This window comes from Streptosporangium lutulentum (genome assembly GCF_030811455.1).
Classification (GTDB): domain Bacteria; phylum Actinomycetota; class Actinomycetes; order Streptosporangiales; family Streptosporangiaceae; genus Streptosporangium; species Streptosporangium lutulentum.
Window position 1 is genome coordinate 8502987 of the sequence record NZ_JAUSQU010000001.1, and the last position, 13868, is coordinate 8516854.

A 13868-nucleotide genomic window follows, 5' to 3' on the forward strand; every position below is an offset into this window, starting at 1 on the left:
ACGCCGTGCGATCCTCGGAGGAAACCGTGCCCGTCGCCCCATCATCACTGATCCATACGCCCGGAGAGGGCGAGATTGCCAAGGACACGCGATCGCGGGTCAGGCATCGGCCTGGACTTCTGGCCAGATTCTCCTCGATCGAGGACAACCGGTGCGCGAGCAAGGTCCGGCACACTCTGGAGGCGATCTTGGGGGTGATGGCCTTCGGCTCGGCCACGGTCGGCGGTAACTCGATCACCGCGATCAGTCACTGGGCCCATGAGGCACCCCAGGACGTGCTCGCCGCCTTGGGCTGCTGGCGTGATCCGCTCACCGGCCGGTGTCTGCCGCCCAGCGAACGGACCCTGCGTCGGGTCCTGGCCGACGTCGACGGCAACGAGGTGGACCGGCACGCCGCCGCCTACCTGGCCGAATCGCCCGATGATCGGGAAGGACAACCTGCCGGCGACCCGCCCGGCTCACCAATGCCGCGCGAGCGCGAGGCCCGCCGTGCCGCCCGGCGGCAACGGCGACAGCTCATGCCCGAGGGGCTGTTGCCGTCAGCGGCGTTCGATGGCAAGGTACTGCGCGGTGCGCGGCTGCCCGGCGGGGGGCAGGTCCGCCTGCTATCGCTGTTCGACACCACCGGCGGCACCGTCGTGGCGCAGCGGCAGATCGGGGCCAAGAGCACCGAAGTGCCTGAACTGGCGCCGCTGCTGACCGGACTCGACCTGGCCGGGATGGTCTTGACCGGCGACGCACTGCACACCGTCCGCGAAAGCGCCCGGCATCTGACCGGCGACCACCGCGCCCACTACGTCTTGCTTCTCAAGGACAATCAGCCCGCCCTGCTGGCCGCGGCGATCAGGGCACTGAGCGGGACCGACACCGATTTCGCCACGCGTACTCACACGATGACCGATCGCGGCCATGGCCGGACCGAGACCCGCACGATCCGGACCGCGCCCGCTGTCGCTGTCGATGTCGGCTTCCCCGGCGCCGCCCAACTCTTTCGGATCCTGCGTTATCGCGGTGGCCTGGATGGGGTCCGTATCAGCAAGGAGGTCGTGTTCGGGCTCACCAGCCTGCCCGCCGACCTGGCCGGACCCGAGCACCTCAATCATTACGTCCGATCGCATTGGGGCGTAGAAAATCGCGAGCATTACGTCCGTGATGTCACCTTTGGCGAAGACGCCGGCCAGGTCCGCACCGGACAGCTCCCGCACGTCATGGCCGCGATCCGCAACCTGGTCATCGGCGCATTCCGGCAACAAGGCCACAGCAATATCGCACACGCCCGCCGCCACTACGGCTACGCCCCACACCGCCTCTTGACCCTGTTCTCCCTATGAACAACCAACCCTCAACGCATCAAATCCTCGATACGCCGGGGCCCTGCCAAAACGTCAAGGCCCGGGTGGCGCGCCAGGCGGTCGCCGATGAGCATGAGCTGGCCGCGGCTATGCACCGCAGCATGCGCCGGCTGCAAAAGCGTCCCGACATTGTCCGGGCCTTCTTCGCCGATCCGCATCTGGCCTACATCAGCCCATAACACGGATAGTCCCAAAACTTACGATCGGCTCAGTATGACGTTGGGTACCGTCATGCGCGGAGACATCGACGACGTTCGGGTGTATCAAAAGGCGTTGTCAGCCGACGAGGTCGGCGCGCTTCGCGGCAGCACGACCACGGTCGCCGCCTCACCGCGGGAGTCGGAGAGGGGTGGCGAAGGCGAGCGTGACGAGCCGTCCGAGTCCTCTCCCGGGAAAACCGTACGGTCCAGCCAGCAGAGTGCCGTGCCCGACCCACCGTTCAAGTACCAACATTTCACACTCGACACGTGTAAGGCGAAAGGACCGAAGCAATACAAGAAGGGCGTCTGGACCGCCGCTTCCGTCTACAGCGGCTGCACCGTCAGATGGTATGGAATGAGTATTTGGGTCCCGGACCCGGAGGACATCTTCGGAGGAAAGAAGAGAAAGACGAAGAAGAGGCCGGACGGTACCGTCGAAGAGCAGACGGACCTGATATGGCGGTCGACGGTGGTCGTCAACACCTACCTGGGCATGCCTGACGGAGAGTCGATCCGCGATCCAGGAAGCGATGGAGCGACAGGCCCACTGAAGCCCGAGGACATCTCGGTATGGGTCAGCCTGGACAACATCACTCCGGATCACATAGCCGCAGGCCAGCAGGAAATGTCGCTGGAGATGACCGCCGCATCAAGTGGGCCTAATTCGACCTGCGCTAAAACGGTCGACGGAGATTGGGCAGGGAGGGTCGACGAGTGGGGAACACGCACTCGGTACTACCGATTCAGATCCACGTCTTCCAGCGATGATGTGCGTCGGTGCAGCGTCTTCCCGTGGCTGGTGTTCATCAACGCCAATTTCATGGACACGAACGAGGCCGTTCCTTTGTGGGACAGGCCGAAGGAGGAGCAAAACGGCAGCTGGAACCCGCCCACTGTCCGCTGCGAGGACGAGGTGATGGGAGGGATGCTCAACAACGTTCCCGACGATAAGCAGATCAGATACACAGGTGCGTGCACTTTCCCGGAAGTCAGCCGTATCTACAGGATAAAGACGGACGACCCCGATAGAGGTGCCGTCGCCCAGCACCTTTGGAAGGCGTTCAACCAGCCGGATTCCACCGTTCCCTCGAAGGCTCCCATACCGAAGATCATTCCAGGAAACTGGAATGGGACAACGGCTGGCACCAAGGCTGCATTGACGCGCGTCAACGAAGGTCTGCTGCGCCCGGGGGACCCCAAGGGAAGAACATGGGGTGCGGTTCAGCTGAGTGCGAGGAAGAAAGCGTGCAGGCCGCTGAAGACCGCCGGTCATTGCGACGAGTACCCATTCAATACCGCCAAACAGGGGCCTGGGTGGGGAGACGGCAACTTCTCGGTCAAAAAAATAGTTGGCATAGAAAACACCAATGACGGGCGGAAGCTGCAAATCTTCTACTCCCGTTACCGCGTTCTTGTCCCCGACGGCACAACCCGTCTCGATGGGGACAAGTACTGGGTCAGCGTCACCGGGCCACCGCCCCAAAATCCATAGATAATAAGCTCGCCATAACATGAGGGTGTCGCCGTCCTGTCGAACCGACAGGACGGCGACACCCTCGGCGAACGAGGAGATATGACCACACCTTACAGTCTCTACGATCTTGTTTCTGCTCACGAAGGAGGCCATGGCTCCCTTGCCGATTTTTATGTGACGTGGTGTGAAGGTGTCAGTGTTGAGAACGTCGCTCGTGTCATGGGCGCCGATATCGATACGGTGACGCCATGCAAAATCGTAGGCTGGGGATCCGGATCGGACGGAAGCGGACGCGAGGACAGCAACATTCTCGTGGGGGCGGCCGAAACATGGACGTTCCTGCTGGGAGATTATCGCTGCGTTGGCATCGACTCGGTGGTCGGCCTGTCGAAAAACAACGGGCGGGCCCTGAGTATCGAATGGAGTGTCCATGGAGAAACCGTCCTCAGGTATGCGGCAAACGGCGAGATCACTACTGTTCTCGACATCACCTACACCGAAGACCGGTACGGAGGCGACCCCAACGCCCTGGATTCACATATGGAAGGTCTGCGCTTCGACATCATTGATGACGACGTCGAGGACGGGGTCACCGACTTGCGAGAGAGCTTCACCTCGGCGTTGATTCTCGTAGAGCGGATCACTGGACAGAAAATCAACAAAGAATGGCTGGACGCTGTTTATGCCTGTTACGTTCTCCCAGCGACCGTGAATGAGTAAGAAGATCCTGGTCTCTCGGCACCTTTACGGGTTCTTCGATCTTGAGGGGGAGCCAAGGCTGATGCGTTCTCGGTTGGTGAGATGGTCACGCCCCTGGGCCGGGTGGACAGGTGAGGACACCCCGATGGAGAGATGACAAACGCGACCCCTGATGATCGACGGTTGTCGAAGCCAGCCGATCAAGAACAGGGGTCGCGTTCGCGTGCCATCATCCCCTGTCGATGTGCTCACCCACCACCGGGAGCACGCCACCTTCACCGACCTCATCACCAGTCCCGACGACCTGCCCGCGCTGGCCGAGGTCCTGGATGCGCTGCCTGATCCGCGCAGCCGCCGGGGATGCCGCTATCGCCTGGGCTCGCTACTGGTGTTATCCCTGATCGCGGTCTTGGGTGGGGCCACCTCTCTGGCAGCGATCACCCGATGCATCGGCGGATACGACCCCGCCCTCCTAGCCAGGGCCGGGCCGATCGGCACCGTCCGCCTGGCCGCCACTACCCTCGGACGCCACTACCCTCGGACGCCTGTTGTCCCGCCTGGACGGCGACGCCTTCGACGCCGCGACCTGCGGCTATCTGGCCGCTCTCGCCGCCTGCTCCCCGCTCCACGCCGATGACAACCAACGCGCGCGCCAGGCGCCACTGGTCGGCCTGGCAGTGGACGGCAAGATACTGCGCGGCAGCCGAACCGGCACCGCCAGCGCTCTCTGCTTGCTGGCCGCCACCCGCCACGACACCCAGACCGTCGCCGCGCAGCGGCAGATCGCGGCCAAGAGCAATGAAATCCCCGCGTTCGCGCCGCTGCTGGCCCGCCTGATCGGCTGGACCAACATCGCCGCCGCCACCGATCACTACCGCAGCCATCCCGCCGACGGTCTTCAGCTACTCGGTCTCACAGCATGAGAACGCTCCGACCCTGCTCGGCGGAGACGGTCAGCGGTACGCCTCCAGCCGGTCGGCCAGTGCTCCAGGGCGGCTGAGGGCGACGGCGTGGCCCCCGTCGATCTCGTCGGGGACGATTCCCAGGCGTTCCCGTACGACGCGGCGCATGAACCCGGCCGGGAAGAAGCGGTCGTCGCGGCAGAGCAGGAACCTCGTCGGCACGGACGGCCAGGCGCCGAGCGGCCACGGCTCGGCGAACGGGGTGGCGGACTGATCGCGGCTCCTCCTCATCGCCTCCGCCGCCAGCTCGGGCGGGACATCGTGGAGGAACAGGGCGATGTCGTCGTCCGGTGCCCGGCCGTCGCGCTCGTCCTGCTCGCGCCTCGCCCGCTCCCAGCCGGTGTTGGCCCACCAGGCGCCGGGTGGCTCGCCCGGCGACGGGATCATGCCCGTCAGCAGCACCAGCAGCTCGACCGGTATTCGCTCGCACACCAGTGGTGCGGTGAACCCGCCGAAGGACTGCGCGACCACGACAAGCCCGGTACGGTCGCCGACGGCCTCGACCACCACGTCGGCGTACTCGGAGAGCCCGGCGGAGTCGTCGTCGCACGGCAGGTCGGGCGCGACCACGTCATGACCGCGCGCCCGCAGCTCGGCGGCCGTCAGATGCCAGTACCACGAGCCGGACGCGGCGCCGGGGATCAACACGTAGGTGGTCGGGGCGATCGCCATCAGGGGTGCTCCTCATCGTCGGCCGCGCCTGTCGAGGCCGTGCACCGTTGAGACGGCGCGACGCCAGAAAAGGGGTCGCCACCCGGACGTCGACCGGGCGCGGACCGGCCGCCGGTCAGGACAGCGTCGGCGGCAGTTCGAACGCGGGAAACAGCCGTGGCTCGAAGACCGTGATCTCAACGATGCTCCCGTCCTCGATCCGCAGCACGTTGAGCACCTGGGCCCGATAGGCGGAGTCTCCCGGCAGCCGGACGTACCCCGCCATCGCCGGCTGCCGGTTCGCCCGTACGGGCACGCTCCGCCACCGTCCTCGATGCAGCGGTGAGTCGGGGCCGAAGGCCTGTGCGGCGAAGGCCGCGACCGCCTCGCGACCGGAGAACCAGAACGGCAGCGGAGGCATCGTCATCCGTACGTCCTCGCTCAGCAGCTCCGCGAGGGCGGACGCGTCGGCTCGCTCGTGGGCGTCCATCAGGCGCCGCACCAGCTCCCGCTCCCGCGCGGTCGGAGCCGTCGACGGCGTCCACTCCAGCCGGCGTTCCGGAAGGTGTGTCCTCAGGGTCGAGCGCGCCCGTCGCAGGGCGCTCTTGACCGAGTCGACGCTCGTCTCCAGCAGGTCGGCGGTCTCCTTGGCCGGCCAGCCGAGCACGTCCCGCAGGACCAGCGCCGCTCGTTGCCCGGGAGGCAGGTGCTGGAGGGCGGCGAGGAACGCCAGCTCGATGGTCTCCCTGCCCACCACGGCGGCGTCCGGCTCGGCGTCGCCGGGCGCGACCGGCTCCAGCAGCCGGTCCGGGTACGGCTGCAGCCACCCGATCTCGGCCGGCGGCGACGCCCCGTGCGAATCACCTGCCTCACGCGGTTGGGGATGGCGTGGGCGCCGGTCGAGGAAGTCGAGGCACGCGTTCGTCGCGATCTTGTAGAGCCACGCCCGGAAGGTGGAGCGGCCCTGGAAGGTCTCGCGCCCGCGCCACGCCCGCAGGAACGTCTCCTGCACCAGGTCCTCCGACTCCTCGAACGAGCCGAGCATCCGGTAGCAGTGCACCCGCAGTTCTCGCCGGTGGCGTTCGGCGAGCTCGGTGAACGCCGGTTCGTCGCCCGCCCGGGCGGCGGCGACGAGCGCCTCGTCCCCGGTTCCCGCCTCGCCCAACGATCCGCCCCCCGGCTGCTTCTCCGACCCGTCCGCTCCGATAAGACGGCCGAGCGGTGAGAAAAGTGTCGCCCCGAACCCGGGCGGCGGTCCAGGGCGACAGGTCATGGGCGCGGGCCGTCACCGGATGCGGGCCGTCACCGGGCGCGGGCCGCTACCGGACGATCGAGAGGAGCGCGGTCGCGGCCTGGGTCAGGTCGAGGTCGCCTCGGGTCTCCGAACGCCGCCGGGCCTCCTGCGGGGTGATCCCCCGGGTGGCGAGACGCCAGAGAGTGTCCTGGTCCATCGTGACGTGCGCCGCGGGGTCCCTCTCTTCGTGACCGCCGATCAGGTGCCATCGGCCGGGCGTCCGCTCGGCGAGCCAGACACCGCCCGCGGGGCCGGTGACCTCGAATCGCACGATCGTGCCCTCGGGGCGGATCTCCGCGCGCAGGGTGTGGGGCAGCGCGCGCAGGAAGGTGTCGATCACGGGGCCGAGCAGCTCCGGATCGTCGGCCCCCGGGCGGGACACGGCGTCGCGGATCTGCCGCTGGTGAACCCAGAACTCGGTGTACTCGCGGGCGATGTCGAGCCAGGCCGGACTTTCGAGATCGGTGGAGGCCCAGGACACGTCGATGCCGGCGGGAGCGGTCAGGTTTCTCGTCGACCACATGGCGTCGAGCTGGGGCCCGAGGTGGGCCAGCAGATCGATCATCACCCGGGGGCTGCACTGGCGGATCACCCGGACGAACTCGTCGTTGACGCGGGTCAGGTAGGCGGGCAGCGTCTCGCCGTCGGCGAAGACGGCTCCGTCATGCCCGTCGCGGCTTCCCGAGAGCCGGCGCAGGTAGTCGTTGAGGACGTGCCCCACGATGTCGCGGACGTCCCAGCCCGGACAGACCGTCGGTCTCGCCCAGTCCTTCTCGTCCAGCGATCCGAGCAGGTCGAGCAGGGCGCGTCGCTCGCGGGGGAACAGGGGCCGGGTGTCGATCACAGGTCCGAAAGGCGTCATGCGGTGACATTAAATCGCTCTCGAACGGCGCGGCGCCATCGGGTTTCACGTGGAACACGCGGTCACGCCGATCATTTGGGGGAGTACCGGAGGACGACCTTCTCGAACTCCGCGGCGGGACCGTCGGCGAGGACGCGCACGACCTCGCCGCGCAGGTCCAGCAGGACGACTTTCATGGTCTTGCCCTCGGTCACGGTGGCGAGGAGGTGCCGGTCGCCCACCAAGCCGCCGAACCTCATTCCCTCACGGATCGGGACGGTCGCCTTGCGCGCCGCCGTGGAGGCGTCCCACAGGCACACGTCGCGGGTCCTGTCCGGGCAGAAGGTCGTGAAGACCGTTCCCAGCGGGGTGGATCGGGCGTCGTTCGCCGTCATCTCGCCCACCCCGGGAACCGTCCGCAGCACCGAGCCGTCCAGACGGTGGAAGCGGACCGATCCGTCGAGCCCGGCGTGCATGACCGAGTCCGGGTCCGGGCCCCAGGCGTACGGGGAGGGCGGGCCCTCGTCCGGCACCGGGGAGACGCGCGCCGTACGCGAGGCCACGTCCACGATCACGAAGCCCTTGCTGCGCTGTTCCTCCCGCAGGCCCTCGTAGACGGTCAGCAGGATCCTCGTCCCGTTCCTGTCCCAGTGGGGGTCGAAGGTGTTCAGCGGGGCGTCGACGGTTCTGATCTGGACCTCCGCCCCTCCCGCCGGGTCCACCACCCGGATCAGGTCGAACTCCCCGACGAGGAACTTGTTGTTCGGGTTGACGACGGCTCGCTCTCCTCCCGGGGCCGTGACGACGGTCATGATCCCTCCCACGAACCGGAACTCCGCGGAGCCGCTCCGTCGCAGGTAGGTGGGGCTGCCGTCGCTCTCGTCCCGCCGGTCCTCGTAGCTCGTCACCCACTCCGGGTCCGAGGGGTTCTCCCGCAGGGTGATCCTCGTGCCGGGGATCCGCAGATCGGTCGTCGAGGTGGCGGCCATCGGCCCGAGCGCCGCGAGCTCCGGGCCGCTCCCGGTCGAGGGGTCGCCCGTCGTCGAGGGACCGCCCGCCGTCGTGGGGACGCCCGTCGTCGAGGAGCCACCCGCCGTCGTGGGGACGCCCGTCGTCGCCACGCGCCCCGCGGGCACCGCGTCACGCTCGGCGCCCCTCGTCACGTAGATCGCAAGACCGGAGGCCAGCGCGAGCGCCAGCGCGGTGAGACCGGCGATCGTCAGGCGTCCCGGGTTCCGCCTCGCCGGAGGCGGGGTGACGGCCTGCTCGCGGCCCTCGTCCAGCAGCCGCTGCGGCGCCACCGGGTGGCCCAGCAGCCGCAGCAGCGCCGCCGTGGCCGTCGGCCGCGCCCGTGGATCCTTGGACAGGCACTCGCCGACCAGCTCGCGCAGCTCGTCGTCCAGCTCACCGAGCCGGGGCTCGGTGTTCATGATCCGGTGGATCACCACCGGCAACGCGCCGTTCCCGAAGGGCGGTTGCCCCGTCGCCGCGCACACCACCGTCGACGCCCACGCGAACAGGTCGGCCGCCGGCCCTGCCTCCTGCCGGTCGAACTGCTCGGGCGCCATGTACGGCGGGGTGCCGGCGAGGTCGTCGGAGACCGTCGCCACGGCGTCCAGCGCCCGGGAGATGCCGAAGTCGATCACCCGGGGGCCTTCGCGGGCGAGCAGCACGTTGGCGGGCTTGAAGTCGCGGTGCACGACGCCCGCCTGGTGGATGGCGGCCAGCGCGGTGAGGGTCCCGATCGCCAGCCTGCGCAGCTCGGCGCCGTGCAGCGGGCCGCGCTCGTCGATGGCCTTGGCGAGGCTGGGCCCGTCGACGTACTCGCTGACGATGTACGGCCTGCCGTCGATCTCACCGTGCTCCAGCACCTGCGCGGTGCAGAAGGCCTTCACCCGGCGGGCCAGCTCGATCTCCCGGTTGAATCCCGCCAGGGTCTGGTCCCCGGCACGGCCCTGGTCGAGCACCTTCAGCGCGACCCGCTTCCCGGGCGGGGACTCGGCCAGGTAGACCGTTCCCTGCCCGCCGCGGCCGAGCATGCCGAGGATCCTGTACGGCCCGATCCGAGCGGGATCGCCCGGAGCCGGCGGGGTGACTCCGATCATCGAGCCGCCGCGGTGAAGCTCAGGAAGGCGGTGGTGCCTTTCTTGAGGTCGGCGAGCACCCGGACGGACGCGCCGAAGAAGTCGATCACCTCGATCCGGGCGCCCTTTCCCTTGGGCCTCTGAACGAGCAGGTGCTGGTTGTTGAACCAGCCCATGAACAGGTCTTTGTCACCGACGGGGATGGTGTGACGCCGGTTTCCGGTCGTCGTGTCCCACGCGCACAGGGCGTCTCTCTTGGGACATGTCGTGATGAAGAGCGCGCCCGAGGGCGAGAACCAGCCGGTGTTGAGCGGCGGCTGACCGACCCAGTGCATCGTCCGGAAGATCTGCCCGTCCGGGCCGTAGAAGTCGACCCCGTAGCGCGTGCCGTCGTAGAACCCCCGCGCGACGGAGCCGTCCGGCGCGAACGTGAAGGGCATCGTGTGGTCGCCGATGGATTCGGCGCGCACGTAGGTGGCCCTGCGCGCCGCCACGTCCACCACCACGAACCCCTCGATCTGCTCCTTGTCGGGCTGCGCCGCCGACAGCAGGACCTTGGAGCCGTCCTTGGACCACACGGGGGAGGTGCCCTGCAACGGCCGCTTGACGGTCGGCACGGTGAACGCCGTACCGGTCGCCAGTTCGTGGATCTTCAGATGGTCGACGTCCGAGTCGGTGAACTTCGCGAACGGGTTCAGGGCCACCCTGTCGCCCTGGGGCGACAGGATCGCCTGCAGGGTGCTGTCCACCTGCTTGAAGGCGTCCGTGCCCTTCTCCCTGGCGAACGAGCCGAAGGGCACCTTCGCGTTCAGGTAGGCGCCCAGCTTGACCGGGTCCCCGGGATTCTCGTGCAGGGTGATGTCCGTTTCGGCGAGATCGATGTCCGTGGTGGCCTTCTCCACCTTCTCCCAGGGGGCCTCGGTGACGTTCGGGCTGAGCTGGGGCTGCGGGGTGAAGGCCGGGGCGAGCGCGCCCTGAGCGGTGACCGGAGGGGAGACCGGTGTCGCCAGGGCGGCCGTGCCCTTCGGCACGGTGAGGTAGACCGCGCTCCCGGAGACCAGGGCGACGGCCATCGCGCCCGCGGCCAGCAGCAGCGGGCGGAGGCGCCGGGACGGGTGGGTGACCGGTCCGCCGGGCGAGAGATGGGCGACGGACGCCAGGTCGGAGGTCAGGAGCTCCCCGACCAGGCGGAGCAGGGCGTCGCTCGCGCTCGGACGCCGCGCGGGATCCTTGGCGAGGCAGACGGAGATCAGCCCGCGCAGGTCCTCGGGCAGCGCGTCGAGGTCGGGTTCGGCGTTGACGATCCGGTTGACCGTGCCCGACATCGACCCGGCGTCGAAGGGGGAGCGGCCGGAGGCGGCGAAGGCCATGGTCGCCCCCCAGGAGAACAGGTCTCCGGCGGGTTCGGGGGAGGCGCCCCTCAGTTTCTCGGGCGAGGTGTAGGCGGGGACGTCGACCCTGCGGGTCGCGGTGGACGCGGTCGCCTCCAGTGCCCGCGCCATGCCGAGGTCGATCACCCTCGGTCCGTCGGGGCCGAGCAGCACGCTACCGGGGCGCAGGTCGCCGTGGACCGTACCCGCCTGGTGGAGGGCGACCAGCGCGGTCATCGTCCCGACGGCCAGCCGGTGCAGCGCCGCCGCCTCCAGGACGCCCCCGGAGGCCACCGTCTCCTCCAGCGTCGGGCCGTCGATGTACTCGCTGACGATGTACGGCCTGTCGCCGTCCACCCCGCTGTCCAGGACCTGGGCGGTGCAGAAGGCGGGTATCTCCCGCAGTGGTTCCATCGCCTCCCGGAACCGGTCGAGATCCACGTCCGCGGGCAGCAGCCGCACGACCACCCGGTCTCCCGAGGGGGCGTCGGCGAGGTAGACGTCCTCGCCCAGCCGTCCTGTGACCTCGTATTCGTTCACCCGCTCAGGGTCGCCCGCCCGCACGGGATCGATGTCCGGCATAGAGAGGCTTCCTCTCAGAGGAGTCCATTCGAGATCACTAATTATGGTGATTCAGTCCTGCAAAGTGGAGAACCCAGCGGAAAAGATCCGTGTAAGAAGGTGGATTTCAGAGGGGCCGGTCGCGCTCCGGGCGCCGATCACGGAGCCCCGCGGAACGCGGTCACCAGGTGTTTCGCGGGGGCCGCTCGGGAGAACGTCCACGCGAATCGGCGGAACCGCGAGCGGCGTGTGCCTTTTGTGATCCACGATGTTTATCGTGCCTATGGTGAGCGAGGCGGGTGGCGAACTCATCGGCGGGCGATACCGGTTGGTCGAGCCGGTCGGGGGCGGCGGTATGGGCCGGGTCTGGCGGGGTCGCGACGAACTGCTGGATCGCGAGGTGGCGGTCAAGGAGATCGTGTTCCCGGCCGGTATGGACGCCGCCGAGCGGGAGGTGTCGGGCAGACGGGCGATGCGTGAGGCGCGCTCGGCGGCCCGGCTGAATCATCCGGGCATCGTCACGGTCTATGACGTGATCACTCGTGAGGGTGTCCCGATGATCGTGATGGAGTTCGTGCGGGGCCGGTCGTTGCAACAGGAGATCGCCGGCCGGGGGCGGCTGGCGCCGGGTGAGGTGGCGCGGATCGGCGCGTTGATGGTGGAGGCGCTGGGGGAGGCGCACGCGGCCGGGATCGTGCATCGTGATCTGAAGCCGGCCAATGTGCTGCTGGCCGGTGGCCGGGTGGTGATCACCGATTTCGGGATCGCCAGCCTGGCGGGGGACGCGGCGTTGACGGCGTCGGGGATGTTGCTGGGGACGCCGGCGTTCATGGCGCCGGAGCAGGCGCACGGGGTGCCGGTGAGCGCGGCGTGTGATCTGTGGTCGCTGGGGGCGACGTTGTACGCCGCGGTGGAGGGGCGTCCGCCGTACACGGGGACGAATGTGATGGCGGTCTTGTCGGCGTTGCTGAGTCAGGAGCCGGCGCCGCCGGTGCATGCGGGGCCCTTGGCCTCGGTGCTGGCAGGGTTGTTGCGCAAGGATCCCGCCGAGTGGCTCACCGGTGCTCAGACCGCCCAGGCCCTCGCGGCCCTCACCCACCTGTCGTATCCGGTGCCCCCGCCGCAGCCCCCGGGTGGCCCCGGGGCGTCCGGCCCGGCCGGGCGACCTGGGAACGGCGAGATCGAGGCGCCCGGCCGCGGCCACATGACCGCTCCCGTCGTCGCCGCGGCGACGCCGGCCCTCGTGGACCGGTCACCGACCCGGCGCCGGGTCCTGCTCCTGGCCGGGCTCGGCGCACTCACCGCCGTCGGGGTGCCGACCGCGATCGTCCTCACCCGCGACGCCGACTCCACCCGGGGCGCCGCCCGCACCCCCGGCCCCACACCGAGTGCCCCTCTCAGCCCCACGCCGCTCGCCACCGCCACTCCCGCGCCGCTCGCCACCATGACCCGTCACACCGCCGACGTCTGGTCGGTGGCCTTCAGCCCGGACGGCAGGCTCCTCGCCACCGGGAGCGACGACAACACGGTCCGGTTGTGGGACGTGGCCGGCCGCGAAAGCCTCGCCACCCTCACCGGTCACGACGACGCCGTCTACTCGGTGGCCTTCAGCCCCGACGGGACCCTCCTCGTCACCGGAGGCCGCGAGGCCGGCACGGTGCGGTTGTGGGACGTGGCCGCTCGCAAACGCGTCGCCACCCTCACCGGCGACGCCGGCTCGATCTTCTCGTTGGCCTTCAGCCCCGACGGGGCGACCCTCGCCACCGCCAACTCCGACGAAACGGTGGAGTTGTGGGACGTGGCCGGCCGCAAAAGTCTCGCCACCCTCACCGGCCACACCGAGAACGTCTTCTCGGTGGCCTTCAGTCCCGACGGCAAGACCCTCGCGACCAGTGGCGAGGACAAGACGGTGCGGTTGTGGGACGTGGCCGCACGCAAACGCGTCGCCACCCTCACCGGCCACACCGACAACGTCTACTCGGTGGCCTTCAGCCCCGACGGCAAGACCCTCGCCACCGGCAGCTGGGACGACACGGTGCGGTTGTGGGACGTGGCCGGCCGGAAGACCGTCGCCACCCTCACCGGCCACGACGACGCCGTCTACATGGTGGCCTTCAGCTCGGACGGCAAGCTCCTCGCCACCGGCAGCGGCGACAACACGGCGCGGTTATGGGACGTGGCCGGTCGCAAGACCGTCGCCGTCCTCACCGGCCACACGGAAGACGTCCTCTCGGTGGCCCTCAACCCGGACGGCGGGATCCTCGCCACCGGCGGCGAGGACAAGTCGGTGAGGTTCTGGCCGACCGGCTGAGCCGGCCGTTCGGGGACAAGATGAGCGCCGAGCGGGTCCGGGGTTAAAGCGGAACCAATGATATGACCG

12 protein-coding genes are annotated in these 13868 nt (G+C 68.8%); 7 read left to right on the top strand and 5 right to left on the bottom strand.

Annotated features, from left to right (window positions below; genetic code table 11):
• The first annotated feature begins 26 nt into the window (after positions 1-26).
• From J2853_RS38365 to J2853_RS38390, 6 genes are all read left to right on the top strand, one after another.
• A complete protein-coding gene (locus J2853_RS38365) occupies positions 27-1331 on the top strand; it encodes an ISAs1 family transposase (RefSeq protein ID WP_307566023.1) in 1305 nt (434 codons plus the stop codon).
• Complete coding sequence (locus J2853_RS38370) at positions 1328-1531, top strand: hypothetical protein (RefSeq protein WP_307566024.1); 204 nt, start codon at positions 1328-1330, stop codon at positions 1529-1531. The genes J2853_RS38365 and J2853_RS38370 overlap by 4 nt, the downstream gene beginning before the upstream one ends.
• Before the next feature lie 52 nt (positions 1532-1583).
• The gene (locus J2853_RS38375; protein ID WP_307566026.1) at positions 1584-3044 is read left to right on the top strand and encodes a NucA/NucB deoxyribonuclease domain-containing protein; all 1461 of its coding nucleotides are present in this window, start codon (positions 1584-1586) and stop codon (positions 3042-3044) included.
• Positions 3045-3125: 81 nt separating this feature from the next.
• On the top strand, positions 3126-3746 hold the full coding sequence (locus J2853_RS38380) for a DUF6461 domain-containing protein (RefSeq protein ID WP_307566028.1): 621 nt from the start codon (positions 3126-3128) through the stop codon (positions 3744-3746).
• Positions 3747-3897: 151 nt separating this feature from the next.
• The gene (locus J2853_RS38385; protein ID WP_307566030.1) at positions 3898-4362 is read left to right on the top strand and encodes a transposase family protein; all 465 of its coding nucleotides are present in this window, start codon (positions 3898-3900) and stop codon (positions 4360-4362) included.
• Entirely contained in the window at positions 4274-4648 is a 375-nt protein-coding gene (locus tag J2853_RS38390) for a hypothetical protein (protein WP_307569055.1), read from the top strand. Before J2853_RS38385 ends, J2853_RS38390 begins: the two co-directional genes overlap by 89 nt.
• A 30-nt stretch (positions 4649-4678) precedes the next feature.
• On the opposite strand, the gene J2853_RS38395 is transcribed toward J2853_RS38390, so the two are convergent.
• From J2853_RS38395 to J2853_RS38415, 5 genes are all read right to left on the bottom strand, one after another.
• The gene (locus J2853_RS38395) at positions 4679-5359 is read right to left on the bottom strand and encodes an alpha/beta hydrolase (protein ID WP_307566032.1); all 681 of its coding nucleotides are present in this window, start codon (positions 5357-5359) and stop codon (positions 4679-4681) included.
• A gap of 115 nt (positions 5360-5474) precedes the next feature.
• Positions 5475-6503, bottom strand: a complete 1029-nt coding sequence (locus J2853_RS38400; protein WP_307566034.1) for an RNA polymerase subunit sigma-70 — start codon at positions 6501-6503, stop codon at positions 5475-5477.
• Positions 6504-6657: 154 nt separating this feature from the next.
• Complete coding sequence (locus J2853_RS38405) at positions 6658-7494, bottom strand: maleylpyruvate isomerase family mycothiol-dependent enzyme (RefSeq protein WP_307566036.1); 837 nt, start codon at positions 7492-7494, stop codon at positions 6658-6660.
• A gap of 71 nt (positions 7495-7565) precedes the next feature.
• Complete coding sequence (locus J2853_RS38410) at positions 7566-9578, bottom strand: serine/threonine-protein kinase (protein WP_307566038.1); 2013 nt, start codon at positions 9576-9578, stop codon at positions 7566-7568.
• Positions 9575-11509, bottom strand: coding sequence for a serine/threonine protein kinase (locus J2853_RS38415; protein WP_307566040.1), 1935 nt, complete (start codon positions 11507-11509; stop codon positions 9575-9577). The genes J2853_RS38410 and J2853_RS38415 overlap by 4 nt, the downstream gene beginning before the upstream one ends.
• A 262-nt stretch (positions 11510-11771) precedes the next feature.
• Here J2853_RS38415 and J2853_RS38420 point away from each other — a divergent pair, with 262 nt between their 5' ends.
• Positions 11772-13799, top strand: a complete 2028-nt coding sequence (locus J2853_RS38420; protein ID WP_307568957.1) for a WD40 repeat domain-containing serine/threonine protein kinase — start codon at positions 11772-11774, stop codon at positions 13797-13799.
• The last annotated feature ends 69 nt before the right edge of the window (positions 13800-13868 follow it).

Excerpts from the sequence above, each read along its gene's own strand:
- J2853_RS38415 (WP_307566040.1), bottom strand. The coding sequence starts at position 11,509 with ATGCCGGACATCGATCCCGTGCGGGCGGGCGACCCTGAGCGGGTGAAC.
- J2853_RS38410 (WP_307566038.1), bottom strand. The coding sequence starts at position 9,578 with ATGATCGGAGTCACCCCGCCGGCTCCGGGCGATCCCGCTCGGATCGGG.
- J2853_RS38370 (WP_307566024.1), top strand. The coding sequence starts at position 1,328 with ATGAACAACCAACCCTCAACGCATCAAATCCTCGATACGCCGGGGCCC.
- J2853_RS38405 (WP_307566036.1), bottom strand. The coding sequence starts at position 7,494 with ATGACGCCTTTCGGACCTGTGATCGACACCCGGCCCCTGTTCCCCCGC.
- J2853_RS38395 (WP_307566032.1), bottom strand. The coding sequence starts at position 5,359 with ATGGCGATCGCCCCGACCACCTACGTGTTGATCCCCGGCGCCGCGTCC.
- J2853_RS38420 (WP_307568957.1), top strand. The coding sequence starts at position 11,772 with ATGGTGAGCGAGGCGGGTGGCGAACTCATCGGCGGGCGATACCGGTTG.
- J2853_RS38375 (WP_307566026.1), top strand. The coding sequence starts at position 1,584 with ATGCGCGGAGACATCGACGACGTTCGGGTGTATCAAAAGGCGTTGTCA.
- J2853_RS38380 (WP_307566028.1), top strand. The coding sequence starts at position 3,126 with ATGACCACACCTTACAGTCTCTACGATCTTGTTTCTGCTCACGAAGGA.
- J2853_RS38385 (WP_307566030.1), top strand. The coding sequence starts at position 3,898 with ATGATCGACGGTTGTCGAAGCCAGCCGATCAAGAACAGGGGTCGCGTT.